Annotated in this window: 18 protein-coding genes; 9 read left to right on the top strand and 9 right to left on the bottom strand. The window is 69.0% G+C overall.

All coding sequences use genetic code 11. The annotated features are described in order from the left end of the window. Nucleotides 1–146 precede the first annotated feature (146 nt). The 3 genes from ACZ6DT_RS00005 to ACZ6DT_RS00015 form a co-directional block, all read right to left on the bottom strand. Entirely contained in the window at nt 147–1,028 is an 882-nt protein-coding gene (locus ACZ6DT_RS00005; RefSeq protein WP_465586327.1) for a metal ABC transporter permease, read from the bottom strand. Nucleotides 1,029–1,202: 174 nt separating this feature from the next. Then, nucleotides 1,203–2,036, bottom strand: a complete 834-nt coding sequence (locus ACZ6DT_RS00010; RefSeq protein ID WP_465586330.1) for a metal ABC transporter ATP-binding protein — start codon at nt 2,034–2,036, stop codon at nt 1,203–1,205. After that, nucleotides 2,036–2,968: a metal ABC transporter solute-binding protein, Zn/Mn family gene (locus ACZ6DT_RS00015; protein WP_465586332.1), complete on the bottom strand. Its 933-nt coding sequence runs from the start codon at nt 2,966–2,968 to the stop codon at nt 2,036–2,038. Before ACZ6DT_RS00015 ends, ACZ6DT_RS00010 begins: the two co-directional genes overlap by 1 nt. A 200-nt stretch (nt 2,969–3,168) precedes the next feature. Between ACZ6DT_RS00015 and ACZ6DT_RS00020 the strand changes: the two genes are divergently transcribed. The 4 genes from ACZ6DT_RS00020 (at nt 3,169) to ACZ6DT_RS00035 (ending at nt 6,761) form a co-directional block, all read left to right on the top strand. Further along, nucleotides 3,169–4,269: a LacI family DNA-binding transcriptional regulator gene (locus ACZ6DT_RS00020; protein WP_465586335.1), complete on the top strand. Its 1,101-nt coding sequence runs from the start codon at nt 3,169–3,171 to the stop codon at nt 4,267–4,269. A 52-nt stretch (nt 4,270–4,321) separates the two neighbouring features. Then, nucleotides 4,322–4,813, top strand: a complete 492-nt coding sequence (locus ACZ6DT_RS00025; protein ID WP_465586338.1) for a beta-class carbonic anhydrase — start codon at nt 4,322–4,324, stop codon at nt 4,811–4,813. 18 nt (nt 4,814–4,831) lie between these two features. Continuing rightward, on the top strand, nt 4,832–5,707 hold the full coding sequence (locus tag ACZ6DT_RS00030; protein ID WP_465586341.1) for an HhH-GPD family protein: 876 nt from the start codon (nt 4,832–4,834) through the stop codon (nt 5,705–5,707). An 88-nt stretch (nt 5,708–5,795) separates the two neighbouring features. After that, nucleotides 5,796–6,761, top strand: coding sequence for a peptidoglycan recognition protein family protein (locus ACZ6DT_RS00035; protein WP_465586343.1), 966 nt, complete (start codon nt 5,796–5,798; stop codon nt 6,759–6,761). Here the strand turns inward: ACZ6DT_RS00035 and ACZ6DT_RS00040 are convergent. Continuing rightward, on the bottom strand, nt 6,706–7,869 hold the full coding sequence (locus ACZ6DT_RS00040; protein ID WP_465586345.1) for an MFS transporter: 1,164 nt from the start codon (nt 7,867–7,869) through the stop codon (nt 6,706–6,708). The two genes, ACZ6DT_RS00035 and ACZ6DT_RS00040, sit on opposite strands and share 56 nt — an antisense overlap. A gap of 167 nt (nt 7,870–8,036) precedes the next feature. On the opposite strand from ACZ6DT_RS00040, the gene ACZ6DT_RS00045 reads away from it, so the two are divergent. Continuing rightward, a complete protein-coding gene (locus ACZ6DT_RS00045) occupies nt 8,037–9,479 on the top strand; it encodes a M1 family metallopeptidase (protein ID WP_465586348.1) in 1,443 nt (480 codons plus the stop codon). Nucleotides 9,480–9,659: 180 nt separating this feature from the next. Here the strand turns inward: ACZ6DT_RS00045 and ACZ6DT_RS00050 are convergent, their stop codons facing one another. The 3 genes from ACZ6DT_RS00050 to ACZ6DT_RS00060 are packed head-to-tail and all read right to left on the bottom strand — an operon-like array spanning nt 9,660 to nt 12,648. Beyond that, nucleotides 9,660–10,601, bottom strand: a complete 942-nt coding sequence (locus tag ACZ6DT_RS00050) for a LysR family transcriptional regulator (RefSeq protein ID WP_465586351.1) — start codon at nt 10,599–10,601, stop codon at nt 9,660–9,662. Between the two features lie 44 nt (nt 10,602–10,645). After that, nucleotides 10,646–11,959, bottom strand: coding sequence for a purine-cytosine permease family protein (locus tag ACZ6DT_RS00055; protein ID WP_465586354.1), 1,314 nt, complete (start codon nt 11,957–11,959; stop codon nt 10,646–10,648). 2 nt (nt 11,960–11,961) lie between these two features. Then, a complete protein-coding gene (locus ACZ6DT_RS00060) occupies nt 11,962–12,648 on the bottom strand; it encodes a tRNA-dependent cyclodipeptide synthase (RefSeq protein ID WP_465586357.1) in 687 nt (228 codons plus the stop codon). 166 nt (nt 12,649–12,814) lie between these two features. Here ACZ6DT_RS00060 and ACZ6DT_RS00065 point away from each other — a divergent pair, with 166 nt between their 5' ends. From ACZ6DT_RS00065 to ACZ6DT_RS00075, 3 genes are all read left to right on the top strand, one after another. Beyond that, nucleotides 12,815–13,768, top strand: a complete 954-nt coding sequence (locus tag ACZ6DT_RS00065) for a LysR family transcriptional regulator (RefSeq protein ID WP_465586360.1) — start codon at nt 12,815–12,817, stop codon at nt 13,766–13,768. Nucleotides 13,769–13,859: 91 nt separating this feature from the next. Further along, nucleotides 13,860–14,210, top strand: a complete 351-nt coding sequence (locus tag ACZ6DT_RS00070) for a rhodanese-like domain-containing protein (RefSeq protein WP_465588721.1) — start codon at nt 13,860–13,862, stop codon at nt 14,208–14,210. 29 nt (nt 14,211–14,239) lie between these two features. Then, on the top strand, nt 14,240–14,674 hold the full coding sequence (locus ACZ6DT_RS00075; RefSeq protein ID WP_465586363.1) for a thioredoxin family protein: 435 nt from the start codon (nt 14,240–14,242) through the stop codon (nt 14,672–14,674). On the opposite strand, the gene ACZ6DT_RS00080 is transcribed toward ACZ6DT_RS00075, so the two are convergent. Next, nucleotides 14,656–15,453 carry an alpha/beta fold hydrolase gene (locus ACZ6DT_RS00080; RefSeq protein WP_465586366.1) on the bottom strand — a complete coding sequence of 266 codons (798 nt, stop codon included), beginning with the start codon at nt 15,451–15,453 and terminating at the stop codon, nt 14,656–14,658. The genes ACZ6DT_RS00075 and ACZ6DT_RS00080 overlap by 19 nt on opposite strands. Between ACZ6DT_RS00080 and ACZ6DT_RS00085 the strand changes: the two genes are divergently transcribed. Next, nucleotides 15,452–16,894: a M1 family metallopeptidase gene (locus tag ACZ6DT_RS00085; protein ID WP_465586369.1), complete on the top strand. Its 1,443-nt coding sequence runs from the start codon at nt 15,452–15,454 to the stop codon at nt 16,892–16,894. The two genes, ACZ6DT_RS00080 and ACZ6DT_RS00085, sit on opposite strands and share 2 nt — an antisense overlap. Nucleotides 16,895–16,986: 92 nt before the next feature. On the opposite strand, the gene ACZ6DT_RS00090 is transcribed toward ACZ6DT_RS00085, so the two are convergent. Continuing rightward, complete coding sequence (locus ACZ6DT_RS00090; protein WP_465586371.1) at nt 16,987–17,235, bottom strand: hypothetical protein; 249 nt, start codon at nt 17,233–17,235, stop codon at nt 16,987–16,989. Between the last annotated feature and the right edge of the window lie 57 nt (nt 17,236–17,292).

Genomic DNA, 17,292 nt, shown 5'->3' on the forward strand with positions numbered 1-17,292 from the left:
GGCCCCGGGGGGGGGGGGGGGGGGGGGGGGGGGGTTTTTTGCTCCCCCCCCCCCCCCCCCCCCACGACCCACCCGACCAACGCGGCACGAGCCATGCCCGCGACCGCCCACAAGGGATGCATGGCGGGGATCAACGACTCAGGACGCTAGCGCAAAGCGGGCCGCGCGGCCGCCGTCGGTTCGACGCGGATCCGCGAACTCCTGCCGCGCAGCCACGCGATGAGGCGGCAGACCAGGTAGATCACGAACGAGATCGCCGTGACGAACGCGCTGACCGGCTTCCCGGGCGCGAGCGAGAGGATGATCCCGCCGAGTGCCGCGATCTCCGCGAAGACGATCGACAGCACTGTCGCCTTCCACGGGCTCGCCGTGACCCGCGCCGCCGCCGCGGCCGGGGTCACCATCAGCGAGACCACGAGCAGCGCGCCGACGATCTGCACGCCGAGCGCGCTCGAAATCCCGACCAGTACCGCGAAGATCAGCGACAGCAGCCGCACCGGCACGCCGCGCGCCGTCGCGACCGCCGGGTCGACCGTGGCGAACAGCAGCGGCCGGTAGATCACCGCGAGCACCACCAGGACCACGACCGAGGCACCGACGAGGAGGTTCAGGTTGGTCGAGTCGATGGTGATGATCTGGCCGACCAGGATGCCGAACTTGTTGGCGCTGCGGCCTTCGTAGAACGACAGCAGCAGCACACCCATGCCGAGGCCGAAGGCGAGGATCACGCCGATCACGGAGTCGCGTTCGGACTCGCGGCCACCGAGGATCCCGATCAGCAGGGCGGCGATGACGGCGCCCGCGAGGCCGCCGAGTTCGACGCCGACGCCCAGCAGCAAGGCCCCCGCCGCGCCGGTGAAGGCCAGTTCGGCGGTGCCGTGCACGGCGAACGACATCCGGCGCATGACCACCAGCGGGCCCAGTACACCCGCGACCAGGCCGAGGACGGCGGCCGCGAGCAACGCCGTCTGCACGAAGTCGAGGCCGAGTAGCTCGCCGGTGAGGGCGAAGTCGAACATTTTGTCCACGGTGTCTATCCAAGAACCCGCGACCGCGATCGCGTCGCCAGGGCGCGAGTTCGCGCCGTCGGTCGAGCCGGCCTGCCGAGGCGCCTTGCCGCCCCGATCCCGAGGCCACCGGCCGGGGCGGGTTCCGCGTGTGGTCCGGACCGCACGAATGACCTCACTTCGTCTGCCACGGCGCTAAGAAGCCTGTTCGTCGATGTGGTGGGGTTCGTCCTCGCACAGCGCGCTCTGCGCCCCGGCGACGTGGATCTGCCCGCCGACCTTGAGCACCTCGATCCGCGTGCCGTACAGCTCGGACAGCGTCTCCGAGTTCATCACCTCGTCCGGCTTACCGATCCGGAACTGGCCGTTCACCAGGTAGAGCATCCTGTCCACATAGGACAGGATCGGATTGATCTCGTGGGTGACGAACAGGACGGCGGTGTCCGCCGAACGCCGTCGCTCGTCGATCAGCTCGCTGACCGCGCGCTGATGCGCGAGGTCGAGGGAGAGCAACGGCTCGTCGCACAGCAGGACCTCGGGGTCGCCGACCAGCGACTGCGCGACGCGGAGCCGCTGCTGCTCGCCGCCGGAAAGCCGCCCCACCGGCTGCTTCGCGTACGCCTGGGCGCCGACGGACTCGATCGCCCTCGACACCAGTTGACGTCGTTTCGAAAGGCCGAAGAGCCCGGTGCCCCACCGGTGCCCGTCCAGGCCGAGGCCGACCAGGTCCACCCCGCGCATCGTCAGGCCCTCGTCGAGGGCGCGCTGCTGCGGGATGTAGCCGATCCGCCGGTTCGTCCCGCCGGGGCGCCGCCCCGCGATCTCGACCGTGCCCTCCGGCAGCCCCTGCTGACCGAGCAGGACCTTGAGCAGGCTGCTCTTCCCGGAGCCGTTCGGCCCGAGGATCGCGAGGAACTCGCCGGGTTCGACGTCCAGGTCGAGCCCGGACCAGAGGGTCCTGGAGCCGAACGCGAGGCTCGCCCCGCGGATATGGACCGCGGGGCGCGCCTCGGCAGGTACGGAAGTCACTACTTCAGTGCTCCCGCCAGCGAGTCCACTTCCTTGGTCATCCATGCAATGTAGTCGGTCACACCCTGAGGAAGCGTTTCGGTGACGTCGACGACCGCGATCCCGGCGTTCTTGGCGTCGCCGACGACCTGCCGGGTGACCGGGGTGGTGGTCTGCGCGTTGTTGATCAGCGCCTTGACCTGCTTGCCGGCGATCAACTGCTTGACCTCGTTGAGCGCGGCGGCGGGCACGTCCTGCTCCGCTTCCACGGCCTCGGCGAAGGCGGGCGGAGTCGAGTCTGTGACCTTCGCGCTGTCGAGCAGGTAGTGCGCGACGGGCTCGGTCGCGACGACCTTCGCCCCCGAGGCGCCCAGCCCGGAGACCTTCTTCAGCAGCTCCTGGGTCTTACCCTTGAACGCGGTCGCGTTGGCGGTGAAGGCGTCCTTCGAGGCGGGCTGGATCTCGCCGAGCTTCGCGGCGACCTGGGCGGCGATCTTCTCGACGCCGGGCAGGCTGTACCAGACGTGCTCGTTCTCGTTGCCGGTCGCGGCGATGTCGACGGCGACCAGTTTCTGCGCGCCGGTGGCCTGGTCGGCCAGCTTCGAGAAGAAGTCGTCGTAGCCGCCACCGTTGGACAGCGTCAGCTTCGCGTTCTTCGCGGCGATGGCGTCGCTCGCGGTGGTCTCGTAGGAGTGCGGGTCGGCCGAGGGGTCGTGGATGATCGAGGTGACCTCGACCTTGTCGCCGCCGACGGCGGTCACGACGCTGCCCCAGACATCGGTCGAGGCGACGACCTTGATCTTCTCGCCGCCACCCGGATTCGCGGCGGACGCGTTCTGCGGTCCGGAGCCCGTCGACGCCTTGTCGGCGGACGCGCAAGCCGTCGCGCCGAGCGCGAGGACGGCCAAGGCCGACACGGCCGCGAAAACACTCTTAGTACGGCGGGAATTCATTTACTGCACTCCTGCGGATGCCCAGGCCAGGTGTCCCCAATGCCGGGTAATGGAAACCGTTGTCAGATTCAACTGTACCCCATCCGGCCGACCGGGCCCGCCGCGCTGGTGCGAGCTGTACCCAGGGTCACTCTGAATCGAGACCTGCCACACGTCGGGTGATGCTTCTGCAAAACGTTCTGAACCGTTACGGTTTGCGGATGGGCCGTCCTATCCGCACCAGGAGGCAGGCGACACTGGCGTCGTTGGCCGCAGAGCTCGGTGTGTCGCGGACCACCGTCTCGAACGCCTACAACCGACCGGACCAGTTGTCCCCTGAGCTGCGCCGTCGCGTCCTCGAGACCGCGCGCCGCCTCGGCTACCCGGGCCCGGACCCGGTGGCCCGTTCACTGCGGACGCGCAAGGCGGGCGCTGTCGGTCTTTTGCTCACCGAGAACCTCTCCTACGCCTTCCGCGACCCCGCCGCCATCGGCGTGCTCGAAGGGCTCGCGCTGGCCTGCGAAGACGCGGGCGTCGGCCTGCACCTGGTCCCGGCGAGCCCCGGCCGCGAGGACGTCGCGGCCGTGCACCGCGCCGGCGTCGACGGTTTCGTCGTCTATTCGGTCCCCGACGACGACCCGCATCTGGGCGCCGTGCTGGAGCGCCCGGTGCCGACGGTGATCGTCGACCAGCCGCGCGTGGACGGTGTCGACCGGGTCGGCCCGGACGACGCGGCCGCGGTCACCGCGATGGCCGGACACCTCATCTCGCTGGGGCACCGGCAGATCGGTGTGCTGTGCATGCGGCTCGCCCGCGAGCGCAACGACGACTTCGTCTCCATCCAGCGGCAGAGCGCCGCGCATTTCCACGTCCAGCGGATCCGGCTGGAGGCGCTGGCCGCCGCGTTCTCCGCGGCCGGGGTCGACTGGGCGACCGTGCCGGTGGTCGAGCGCTTCGACCACACCGTCGACGACGGCGCCTCGGCCGCACGGCAGCTGCTCGACGCGTATCCGCAGGTCACCGCCGTGATCTGCACTTCCGACATCCTCGCGCTCGGCGCGCTGGCCGAAGCGGAACGGCGGGGGCTGCGCGTACCGCAGGATCTGACGGTCACCGGTTTCGACGGCATCACCGAGGCCGAACGGTCCGGGCTCACCACGGTCCACCAGCCGGTGCTCGAGAAGGGCAAGGCGGCGGGCAAGCTGCTGCTCAGCTCGGCCGACCGGGTCGGGCCGAAGGTGATCACCCTGGCCACGGAACTGCGGGTCGGCCGCACTTCGGCACCGCCTCGAACGGCTGAAGAACGCTGGTTCGGGCCGTGACGTGAGCCCCGAAGTGTTGCCCTCCTCCGCCCCGTCCTGTTCCCATGACCCGGTGACCTCCATCGACGTGTTGCTCAAGCGGAACCAGGAGCTGGGTGAAGTCGCTCCCGGCGACCGCTCGTCCGCGAGGCCATCACTGCAGGTGGCGATTCTGACCTGTATGGACGCCCGGATCCGGGTGTTCGAGATCTTCGGCCTGATCCAGGGCGAGTCGCACATCCTGCGTAACGCGGGCGGCGTCGTCACCGACGACATGATCCGCTCGCTCGCGCTGAGCCAGCGGAAACTGGGCACCCGCGAGGTACTGATCGTCCAGCACACCGAATGCGGTCTGTCCATGGTCACCGAAGACGACTTCAAGGACGAGCTCGAAGCGGCCAGCGGGCTCCGGCCGACCTGGTCGGTCGAGGCGTTCCGCGCGGTCGAGGACAGCGTGCGCCGGTCGGTGCGTCGCGTCCGGCGCAGCGACTTCCTGCCGCACACCGACAACGTGCGCGGCTTCGTCTACGACGTGAAGCTGGGCCGCCTGACCGAGGTCGAGTAGGGGTTTTAAGCTGGCGCGGTGGGCGTCGACGCGGATGTGCTGACCGAATGGTTCGACGACGTGGGGCGCGACCTGCCCTGGCGTGAACCGGATTGCACCGCCTGGGGTGTGCTCGTCAGTGAGATCATGTTGCAGCAGACGCCGGTCGCGCGCGTCCAGCCGAGCTGGCTCGACTGGATGGCGCGCTGGCCGGTGCCGTCGGCGCTGGCGGCGTCGTCGCAGGGCGAGGTCGTGCGTGCCTGGGGCAAGCTCGGCTACCCGCGCCGCGCCTTGCGGCTGCACGCCGCGGCGGCCGTCATCGCCGCCGAACACGGCGACGTCGTTCCGTCCGATGTGGACACTCTGCTCGCGTTGCCGGGCATCGGCGCGTACACCGCGCGCGCGGTCGCGGCCTTCGCCTACGGCAAGCGGGCGCCGGTGGTCGACACGAACGTCCGGCGCGTGGTGGCCAGGGCGGTGCACGGCGCGGGCGACGCCGGGCCGCCGTCGAACACCCGCGACATGGCCGACGTCGAGGCGCTGCTGCCGCCGGAGGACGCGCCCGCCGCGAAACTTTCGGCGGCGCTGATGGAACTCGGCGCGCTCGTCTGCACCGCGCGGTCACCGCGGTGCGCGGACTGCCCGATCTACGACGACTGCGCCTGGCAGCACGCGGGCAGACCCGCCTACGCCGGGCCCGCGAAGCAGGTCCAGAAGTTCGCCGGGACCGATCGCCAGGTACGCGGGCTGCTGCTCGACGTTCTGCGCGGCAGTGAAGGCCCGGTCGAGAAGGCGCGGCTCGATCTCGTCTGGAGCGAATCCGGGCAGCGCGACCGCTGTCTCGACTCCCTGCTGGTCGACGGCCTGCTCGAACAGACCGGGGACGGCCTGTTCGCCCTCCCTGGTGAACACTGACGCATTACGACAAAAGTTGGTCAATGGTTGTCATCGACGCGATGGCGGGTTAGTTTTCCGGCCAACGCGCATGATGGGAGTTTCGCCCGTGGCCGACTTCGACCGACGTACCGCGCTCAAGGGCGGCCTGACGGTAAGCGCCGTCGGGCTACTGGGGACAGCGACGATTTCCGCCGCGGACGCGGCGTCCGGGGTGATAGCGGAACCGAAGATCCACGGAACGGCCGCGTGGGGCGCGCGGCCGCCGAACGGGACGATCGAGGTGCAGAACCACAAGCCGACCTACATCGTCGTGCACCATACGGTCGAACCGGGGAACGTCACCGACTACACGCTCGAACACGCCTTCTGGGCGTCGCGTGCGATCCAGAATTTCCACATGGACACCCGTGGCTGGGTCGACAGCGGCCAGCAGTTCACGAACAGCCGCGGCGGGCACATCACCGAAGGGCGGCATCGCAGCCTGGAGATCGTGCGCGGTGGAACCCGGCACGTGCTGGGCGCGAACGTGGGCAACAACAACAGCACCTGCATCGGGATCGAGAACGAAGGCCTCTACAGCAAAGAGGACGTCACGCCGGCGCTCTGGAACTCGCTGGTGAAGATGGTCGCGTACATCGCTTCGCGGTACGGCATCTCGCCGAAGTTCATCAAGGGACACCGGGACTTCAACTCGACCGAATGCCCCGGAACCGTGTTGTACAACCGGCTTCCGGAACTGCGCGCCGAGGTGGGCAGGCTGCTGGGCTCCCCATCGCCCAAGGTGGACCTGCCGGAGTGGCCGCTGCTCAAACCCGGTGACAGCGGGCCGCGGGTGCGAATGGCCCAGGAACTCCTGCGGGCACGCGGTTTCGCCGTCCCCGTCGACGGCCTATTCGGACAGTCCACAAAGGACGCGGTCACCGCGGTGGCGGCACGGCACGGTCTGGAGCGCGATGCCTGCGGCGCGACCGCGGCGACCGACGAGACCGGCTTCCTCGGCTCCGACGTCTGGCCGCTCATCGTCGGGTCCGGCACCGATCCGCGGGCGCTGAAAGCACGACTCGCCGGCTGAACAGCAGCGGCGACAGGACGATCAAGGCGGCGCACCAAGGGAGCAGACCCGTTCCCAGCGGCAGCAGCAGACCGCCGATGAGCGCTCCGCCGGCGACGGCGCCGTTCCAGGCCGCGATCGTGAGCGACTGGGCGGCGTCGGCCGTGGGGCCCGCGATCAGGGCGGTGACGGCCTGGAAAGCGGCCGGTGCGCCGCCGAAACCCAGACCCCACAGGCCCGCGGCGGCCAGCACCAGAGCGTGGACCCCGTCGCTCACGCCCAGCAGGAGGATGGCGGCGGCGGTCACGGCGGTGCAGGTCAGCAGAACGGCGCGAGGACGGCCGTCGAGCGCGGAGCCGACCGCGACCAGCCCGCCCACCGTGGCACAACCGAACACCAGCAGCGCCGCGGCCGGCAGCGCCGCCGTGTCGAGCCCGGCGAGAACCGGCCCGATGTAGGTGTAGGCCACGTTGTGCCCCAACGAGAACAGCGCCACCGTCGCCAGCACGGGCCGCATCCCCGGCAGCCGTGACGCGGCCAGCGGCCGGGTGGGGCCCGCCGGACCCGAGGGCCCGGTGGGCACGGCGGGCACCGCGACGAGCACCCACGCCAGCAGCGGCACGGTGATCACCGCCATCGCGGCGAACGCCCAGCGCCAGTCGGCCAGTTCGCCGAGCGCGGTACCGGCGGGCACGCCGAGGGCGAAACCGATCGGGGTGCCCGCCATGGCCACGGCCAGCGCGCGGCCGGTGAGTCCCGGCGGGGCGAGACGCATCGCGTAACCGGCGACGAGGGACCACATCACCCCGGTCAGCGCCCCCGAGACCACTCGCGTGGCCAGGATCAGCGGGTACGAAGAGGACACGGCGATCAGCAGATTGGTGATCAGGAAGCCGGTGATCAGCGCCAGGAGCAACCGTTTGCGCGGTACGCGCAGCGTCGCGCCGGTGAGCGGGATGGCGGTGAGCGCGGTGGTGAGCGCGTAGACCGTCACCAGCTGACCGGTGGCCGACGGCGAAACCCCCAGCTCCGCGGACATGCCCAGCAGCAACCCGGCGGGCAGCACTTCGGTGAGGCAGCCGAGGAAGACCGTCGTCGTCAGCGCGAGCAGCGCGGGGAGGGGCGGCATGCCCCGACGATCGCTTTCCCGGCGCGGCGCGGGGTAGTCCCTGGCGGGTATGCCGCGGCGTTATCGGCCGGGATAACCCCGTGGCATGACCGGCTGGCAGTGCCGCGCGCGGCGCCGACGTACGCACGATGACCGGGCATCCTCCCCTGTAGAGAGAAGGCTCGTTCATGACCGTGCGGATTCGGTGGCAGGAGCCACTGTGCACCGCGTTGCTCGCCACCACGATGATCGGCGCCTGCCCGGTTTCGGCGGCGGCTCAGCCGGCACCCGGCAGCGACGGGTACGTGCACGTCTCGCCCGACGGCACCGTCCTCGGCCCCGATCCTTACTACCCGAAGGACGGCAACGGCGGTTACGACGTCGACAAGTACTCGCTCGCGTTGGACTACGCGCCGTACGCGATGCTGTTGAGCGGCAGAGCGACGATCACCGCGACGGCCACCCAGGACCTGAGCCGGTTCGACCTCGACCTGCGCGGGCTCACCGTACGGTCGGTCACCGTCGACGGGGTGGCCGCCACGTTCCGGCGGGCGGGCGAACACGAACTCGTGATCACTCCGCGGACCCCGCTGGTCGAAGGCAGGCGGTTCACCGTCGTGGTCGGTTACGACGGGCGCCCGGAGCCCATCGCCACGGCGCGCGGCCGGGTCGGCTGGCTGTCCGCCTACGCCGATTCCGCCGTGGCCACCGGGCAGCCACGTTCGGCGATGACCTGGTTCCCCGTCAACGGCACCGAAGCCGACAAGGCGACCCTGCACGTCTCCGTCACCGTCTTGGACGAATTCTCGGTGCTGGGCAACGGTTCTCAGATCTCCGATGTACCCGCGGGTGCCGGACGGCACACTGTCACCTGGTCGGAGGACACCGCCCTCGCGCCGAGCACGGCCATGCTCGGCATCGGGCGCTGGGAGGTCGAGAGGATCACGCTTCCCGGCGGCCGGACCGCGATCAACGCCTATCATCCGTGCGCGACGGGCAAGCGCGAGCTCGGCGGCAGGCTGCCCGAGGTGCTGGAATTCCTCACCGGGAAATTCGGCGACTACCCGCAATCGGCGGCGGGCGGCCTGTTCCTCGACCGCTCCCTCGGCTACACGCACGGCGCCCAGACCCGGCCGGTGTACGGCCGCGCGGCCACCATCGCCGATCTGGTGTACGCCACCGCGTACCAATGGTGGGGAGCCGGGGTGAGCGGCAAGATGTGGCGCGACGCGCTGATGCCCGAATCCGTCGCGCAGTACGCGGTGTGGCTGTGGGACGAGGCCAAGAACGGAGCCGACCTGGACCGGCGGTACCGCGAAATGGTGGCCAAGGTGAGCGGCGACGCGGGTTTCTGGGCACCCAAGCTCACCGATCCCGGCAAGGGGGCCGAATTCGCGCCCACCACCAAAGCGGTGCTGATGGTGCACGCGTTGCGGCGTCTCATCGGCGACGACGTGTTCTTCCAGATCATGGCGGGATTCCCGATGATCAACCCGCGGGGAAACCAGAACTGGCACGACTTCGAGCTCTACGTCTCCGCGATGACGCAGCTCGACCTCGTCGACTTCAACCGCGCGTGGCTGGACGGCACGGTGCGGCCGCCGGACGAGTTCCTCTTTCCGGGGATGTAAGACGGCCTGAACCCACCTCGTTCTCTTGAGGAGGGGTAAGGCCAATATGTTGTGCTGCGAAAGTGGCTTTCGCGACACGAACACCCGGCCGTGACACGAGCACCCGGCCTTGGCCCGAGTACTGGCCTCGGCCCGGACCGAAGGGGACTTTCCCCGCATCCGATGCGGGGAAAGTCCCCTTCACCCCGGCCCTGGTGCGCCACCTCTGTCCAGGTAGGCGGCATAGACCGGCGCCGTCCTCGCCTCGGCCCAGTACGCTTCGACCACCGCGGAGATCAGCTCCGCCCGCCGCCCCGCCACGAAGGTCTCCTTGTTCCACGCGAGGACATGCCTGCGCGGCAACACCTCCCCGCGCAGCGGCCGGGTCACCAGACCTTGGTTCCGCGGATCGCAGATCGGCTGCGACAGCCCGATCGCGCCGGACCGGACCACCAGCAACGCCACCTGCTGCGAAGTCACCTGATGGGCGACCGACGGGCTGAACCCGTGCCGCGCGCAGGTCTCCACGAAATACCTGGTGAACGTGGCCGCCGAAGAATCGGACACCATCACCCACGCTTCGTCCCGCAGCGCATACAGGTCGATGGTCTCCTCACGCGCCAGCGGATGGTCTTCCGGTAGCAGCACGAAGGTCGGCTCGGTCACCACCACCTCGGTGTCCACGTTCGCGGGGATTTCGAGCTCGTGTCCCGGGTAGTCCTTGACCAGCCCCAACTCCGCGCGCCGCTGAGCCAGCAGTGGCAGCAGCCGTTCGGGATGGTCGTCGTGCACGACCTGCACTTCGGAGACCTCCGGCCACAACCTGGTCACCAGCGAAGGCAGACGCGCCACCAGCGCGCTCGCCACCGCCGCCACCCGGACGACGTCGGGCGGACCGCTCGGGCAGACGCGCTGCTCGATGTCTTCGAGCAGTTTGTCCAGCTGTGGCAGCAAAGCGGCGGTTCGGCGCAACAGCAGTTCGCCCATCGGCGTCGGGGTCACGCTGCCCTCGCGCCGCTCGAACAGCTGATAACCCAGCATGTTCTCCAGCCGTTTGAGTTGCGCGGAAACCGCGGGCTGGGTGACACCGAGAGCGATCGCGGCACGGGAAAGGCTGCCCGTGTCCGCGATCGCCCGGATCACCCGCAGGTGGTGGACATCCAGTTGTACGACGTCGAACTCCTATGTCACGAACGGGTTTTCGATCCGTCGAAAGAAGTCATGGCCGGGGGAAGCACCGCGGCGGCGGTCCGTCTGCCGAGCAGAATATACAGCAGAAAAGCACCTAGAACGGAATTCACGGTAGGGATTCCCCACGGCAGCCAGATGCCCACCGCGGCCCCCGCCACCCAGCAGATCAGCCCGGCGGGAACCCAGGACGGGCAAGTCGAAGGCAGTTCCCCGGACGCGCGGGTGGCTTCCAGCACCGGTTCCCAGCGCCGGACCACGTAGTACTCGGCGATCACCACGCCGGCCACCGGTGGCGTGAGCACGCCGACCCAGGTCAGGAAGGCGGTGAAATGGTCGAGGATGCCGATCGCGGAGAGCGCCGTGCCGAGACCGCCGAGCAGCAGGGTCGCGGTGGTGCGGTCCAGCCGCCGGGACCGCAGCACCTGGACGGCGTTCACCAGCCCCAGCGAGGACGAATAAAGGTTCCAGTCGTTGATCTTCAAGATCGCGGTGACCAGGATCAGCGTGCCGAGCACCCCCGACGACGAGGTGATGATCCCGACCACGTCGGCGCTTTTCGCCGCGTGCGCGAGCAGCACCCCGATCAGGCCGATCAGGTACTGGCCGAGGGTGACGCTGACCAGCGTCTGCTTGACCACGTCGGACGCGGTCCGGTTGAACCGGGTCATGTCCGGGGTCATGATCGCGCCCATGATGAACGCGCCCGCCACCAGCGTGGTGCCCTGCGCCAGCGACATCGACGGCCCCGGCGGCGGCTCGGACATCAGCGTGGGCAGCGAATGGTCGTCGAGGGCGGTGATGATCGAAAAGCCCGCCAGCGCGAGGAAAGCGGGCACCGTCAGATACGCCGTCCAGGCCATCGCGTGGAAGCCGAACACGACGATCGCGGTCACCAGCGCGCCGCCGGCGAGCGCCCACACCCACACCGGCGGGCCGCCCATCAACGCGTGGAGACCGTGGGCGAACACGTCGTTCTGCACCCCGAACCAACCCGCCAGGCTCACCGTCATCAGCAGCCCGACCAGCGAAGATCCGCCGGTGCCGAAGCCCGCCCAGCGGGCGAGCACCGACGTCGAAAGTCCTTCCCGGGTGCCGGCGACACCCATCAGGATGGTGATGATCTCCAGCAGTACCGAACCGATCGTGATGGCGAGCACCGCGTCCCAGAAGGTCATGCCGAAGCCGAGTACCGCGCCCAGCAGGAACTGGTGGAACGAGGACACCTGCCCGAACCGTTGCAGTGCGACGGAAATCCAGGAGTAGCGGCGTTCGGCGGGAACCCTGCGCAACGAGAAGTCGTCGTGTTCCATGGTCACTCCACCCGTTCCGGGACGGCCTGTTCGAGGACGACGAAGCCCTGACCGGGCAGTGGCCGCCAGGAGAGTTCGCCGCGGTAGAGCCGTTCGAGGAACGGGACCCGCTGGTGATAGGCGAACACGGAACTGCCGACCCCGGCCACGGCGACGGTGCCGACGAACATCGGCAACTCGGCCAGGAAATACCGGACGGCGCTGCGCAGCTGGTCAGGCGTGGGGTGTTCGCCTTCGGGCAGCCGCCGGTCCAGCACCCAGCCCGTGGCGCCGAGGCATTGCCGGGCGAACTCCTGATCGGTGGCGAACCGCCGGTGCGCCTCGGAGAGCAGGCCCAGATACGCGGGATCGGATTCGAGCACCGCGGCGTCCAGAATCAGCTTGTGCGGATCGGACGGGTAAACCTGCCGCAACGCGCGGACGATCTTGTTACGCGTGTAATTGCCTTGCCGCTGCGCCTTCTGCGTGGCACGCACCGGGTCGTAGCCGAGCGCTTCGAGGGTGAAGGCGGACGGCCCGTCCGGGACGAAGAAATGAAAACCTCGAAAGGCCGACATCGCCCAGCGGGCGAGATCGGCGATACGGTCCACCGTGAAATGGCTGTTGAACGGGCTGACGCCGAAGCAAACGTGCTCGGCCCGCGCCAGCGGATCGGCGCAATGCTCGGTGAGCGGCAGTGGTCGCGGCAAGACGGCTCCTGAATCGCGTGATATGCGGGAGAAGAGGCGTCGACCGAACGTAGCCACGGCTCGATGGCACGGGTATTGCCACTGAATGTTGTCATCGGATTATGAGAAATCGCCGCTCTCGACTTTCGGAGGTGCCGGGCGCGAACGGGTCGCGGTATACGAAGTCATGGAGATTCAGGTTCGGCATCTTCGCGTGCTCTGTGAGATCGCTGCCCACGGCAGTCTGAACCGTGCCGCCGCCGGACTGGGGCTCGGGCAGCCCGCGCTCAGCCATCAGTTGCGCCGGATCGAGCGGATGGTCGGCGGCCCGCTGTTCCACCGCGACCAGCACGGGGTGCGGCCCACCGAACTCGGCGCCCTGATCCTGCGGCGGGCACGGGCGATCGTGCTCACCTTCGACGAGCTGGAGCACGACTTCCACCGTCAGGAACCCGAGACCGGTGAACCGATCAGGATCGGCTGGAACGACAGCGCCATCACGGGTTCGCTGCTCGGCGGACTGCGCGACCTGCGGCCGGGCGAACCGTTCCGCACCCGCGCGGACACCTCGCGCACCCGGCTGCTCGCGCAGGTCGCGAACCGGGGCGTCGACCTCGCGCTGATCATGATCTGCGGCGGGCGCGGCCTCCCGGTGCCGCCGGAGGTGCGGACGATGACCCTGGTCGAGGAGCCGTCGTTCGTCGCGCTCCCCGCCGGACACCCGCTCGCCGGGGAAGAGGAGATCGAACTCGGCGAACTGGCCGGGGAGGACTGGATCGTCTCGAGCGGCGGCGACGGCTGCCGGGTGGTGTTCCGCGAGATGTGTCTCGCGCACGGTTTCGACCCGCGGATCACGCACGACGTCGACATCGACACCGCGCGGGAAGACCTGGTCAGCGGCGGGCACGGCGTCGGGCTGGTCCAGCCGACCCGGCCGCCGTCGGACGGCTTGGCCATCCGGCCGCTGGCGGGTGCGCCGATGTGCGTGCGGCATGTGCTCGCCTGGCGGGAGGACGGTCCGTGCGCGCCCGGCGTCACGGAACTCGCCAACGAGGCGACGGCCGGATATTGGCGGCTCGCCGAGCGGACGGCGCCGTACCGCACCTGGTTGCACCGCCACGGCAGGCTGGCCGCCGGATAACCCGTCGGCATGCCGAGGCGGCACTAGAGCGTGTCCCGGCGGTCGGCCGACGATGGGAATCGTCAATCACGGCCTGCCGAAAAGGGGCACCATGCTGCCGTTGATCACTCGTACGGAACTGCTCTCCATGCTGGAGGCCGGATCGGTGATCGTGGTCGACACGATGCCGGTCGCCTATTTCGAAAAAGAGCATCTTCCCGAAGCTCGCAACATTCCGGGGTTCCCGTACGAACAGGCGGCCGAATTCACCGACCGCCTGGCACCGGCGGTGCTCCCGGACAAGACCGCCGCGATCGTCGTCTATTGCGCGAACACGCCGTGCCGCAACAGTGAATTCGTCGGACGGCGCCTGCTGGAACTCGGGTACACGAACATCCGCAAGTACCGCGAAGGCATCGAAGACTGGGTCTCGAACGGTTTGCCGACCGCCTCTTCGTCCTGAGTGGACTCCTCACCGCCAAGGAGATCGTCTTGTCCAAACTCAAAAGATTCGTCTGTGTGCTGGCCGGCGTGCTGGCCCTCATCACCGGATTCGGCAACGGCGTGGCTTCCGCCGCACCGACGGCCGAGAACGTGATGACGGTGACTTCGGCCAATTACGCCGAGGTCATGGACATCTCGCGGCAGAAGCTGGTCATCATGGACTTCGGCGCGACCTGGTGCCCGCCGTGCCGCCAGATGAAGCCGGTGATCGAGCGGCTCGCCGGTGAATACGGCGGCCGGTTCCTGCTGGGCGAGGTCGACGTCGACCGGAGCCCGGAGCTGTCCAGCCGGTACAACATCCGCTACCTGCCGACGCTGGTCGGTGTCCGCGACGCCGCCGAACTGCCGTCTTCGCGCAACATCGGCTACCCGGGCGAAGCGCGGTTGCGCGCTTGGATCGACGCTCAGCTGGCGAAGGGCTGACCGATGACGTCGGAGAGGAACGCTTCGACGGCACCGAGGTAGGTCTCCGGCGCTTCGTCGTGCACCACGTGCCCGGCGCCTTGGACGACGATGTGCCGTCCGAGGCCGCCGGGCACGCGTGCGGCCAGTTCGGCCTGCTGGCCGTGCGGCATCGCGGTCCGTTCGCCTTCGATCGCGAGCAGCGGGCAGTTCACCCGCTCGACGAACTCCCAGAAATCACGCCGCCCCCATTCCGCCGCGATCTCGTAGAGGTCCGAGAGGGACGCGATCAGGTGGTAGCCGTCTTCACGTTCCTCGACGCATTCGACGAAGTAGTCGCCGGTGTCGCCGAAGAACTCCCGCACGTGGGCCAGCGATCGGAACGGGACCGGCCACGATTCGAAGTACCCGCGCCAGGTGTCCACGGTCCGGCCGCGCTGATCCGGCGCGAAGTCCTCGCAGACCACGGCGCGGACCAGCTCGGGATGGATCGCCGCGGTGACCCAGGCGTGCAGGCCGCCCATCGAATGCCCGATCAGGACCGCGGGCTCCTCGAAGGTCCGCAGCACCGCGGCGACGTCGTCGGCGAACCGCTCGGTGCGCCAGGGCCCGCCGCGTGGTCCGCGTCCGTGACCACGCGCGTCGAGGCCGTGCACACGGCCGTACGGTTCGAGCCTTCGCGCGACCCGCCACCACGTCGTCGCCCTGCCCATGAGCCCGTGCAGAAGGACGATCGGCGGTCCGTCGCCGCCGAAAGTGATCAACCCGTCGCACTGGATCACCACTAAGCTCCCCTCCATGCGCAGCCGTGTCCCCGCCGCCGGTCTGGTCCTGGGGGTCGTCTGCGCCCTGATTATCGGCTGCACCGCCGATCCTCCTCCGGCCACACCCCCGCCGCCGCCACCGATGAACCCGGCGCCTGGCGCTTCGGGCGCGGGCGACCCGTACTACCCGATGGACGGCAACGGCGGCTACGACGCGGCCGAATACCAGGTCGGGATCACTTACGACCCCGGGAAAGGCCGTCTCGACGGCGACACGACGGTGATCGCGAAAGCGACTCAGGACCTCAATCGGTACAACTTGGACTTACGCGGCTTGACGGTCCAGTCCGTTGAAGTGGACGGGAAACCGGCGAAGTTCGCCCGCGAGGGCGAATTCGAACTGGTGGTGACGCCCGCCGAGCCGATCCGGAACGGGACCACCTTCCGCACGAAGGTCGTCTACGGCGGCGACCCGTCGGCGACCCCCAAGGCGGGCGGCAACGAGAACGGCTGGCAGAAGTCGAAGGACGGCGGCGCGTTCATCGTCGGTGAGCCGCATTCGGCGTCGTTCTGGTATCCCGTCAACGAAACCCCGCGTGACAAGGCGATGTTCACCCTCACCGCCCGGGTGCCGGACGGCTGGACCGTCATCTCGAACGGGCGCGAGATCCAGCAGAGCTCGGTGAACGGCTGGAGCACGACGTCCTGGCAGGAACGCACGCCCGTGGCGGCCTACCTGACCACGGTGGCGATCGACAAGTTCACCGTCGACCGGATGGCACTGCCGGACGGGACACCGGTGGTCAACGCGTACGCGCCGGGCGCCGAAGACCGGCGCGACACCGGCAGGCGGCTGCCGGAGATCATCGGCTTCCTGAGCTCGAAGTTCGGGCCGTACCCGGTGGACGCGGCGGGCGGCATCTATCTCGACGAGGACATCCATTTCTCGCTGGAGACCCAGACCAGGCCCACCTACGCGAAATGGGCCGACCTGATCACCGTGGTGCACGAAACCGCACACCAGTGGTTCGGCGATTCGGTGACGCTGAATTCGTGGTCCGACATCTGCCTCAACGAATGCCTCGCCTCGTACGCGCAATGGCTGTGGCAGGAATCGCGGGACAACCAGAACCTGGACGACCGCTACCGCGCCGCCCTCGAGATCATGCGCGGCAGCAAGGACTTCTGGACGCCGAAACTGGTCGATATGGGAGCCGGGCAGGAGTTCCGGGGCGTCTACGACAAGGGGATCCTGGCCATCCACGCGCTACGGCGGAAGATCGGCGAAGGAGCGTTCGCGCGGCTGCTGAAGGAGTGGCCGGCGGCGTACCGGAACGCCAACGCGTCCTGGGCGGATTTCGAGGCGTTCACGATCAAGCTTTCGGAGCAGGACCTGCGGCCGTTCTTCGACGCCTGGTTCCACGGCACGGCGATCCCGCCGGACGCCGAACTGCTGCCGGGCACCCTGCGAGGCTGACGCCACCCGCGTTTCGTCCTCTGAATGCGCTGGGAGCTTTCGCCACGCGTTTCGTCCTCTGAATGCGTGGCGTCAGCGACGCATTCAGAGGACTAAACGCGGCCGGGGGCGGGGGTAGTCCGGCAGGTCGTGTCCGTGTACGCCGCGCGGATGCGTTCGTCCAGGTCCATCCGGCAGGCGACCTCTTTGGTCGTTCCGCCCAGGTCGACGGCCTGGCCGCCGGGGCGCAGCGTCGGCGCGCGCTCCACGACGGTCACCTGGAAGCCGTACCGGGTGAACCAGAAGGCCAGCGCCGGGCCGGCGACACTCGCTCCGGAGATGTGGATCTTGGTGTCAGCCATCCCCGCGAAGGTCCCACGCATCACATCGCCGCGCAAAAGAGTTTCGTCGTAGGCTGG

Source organism: Amycolatopsis sp. NPDC041971 (genome assembly GCF_055588925.1).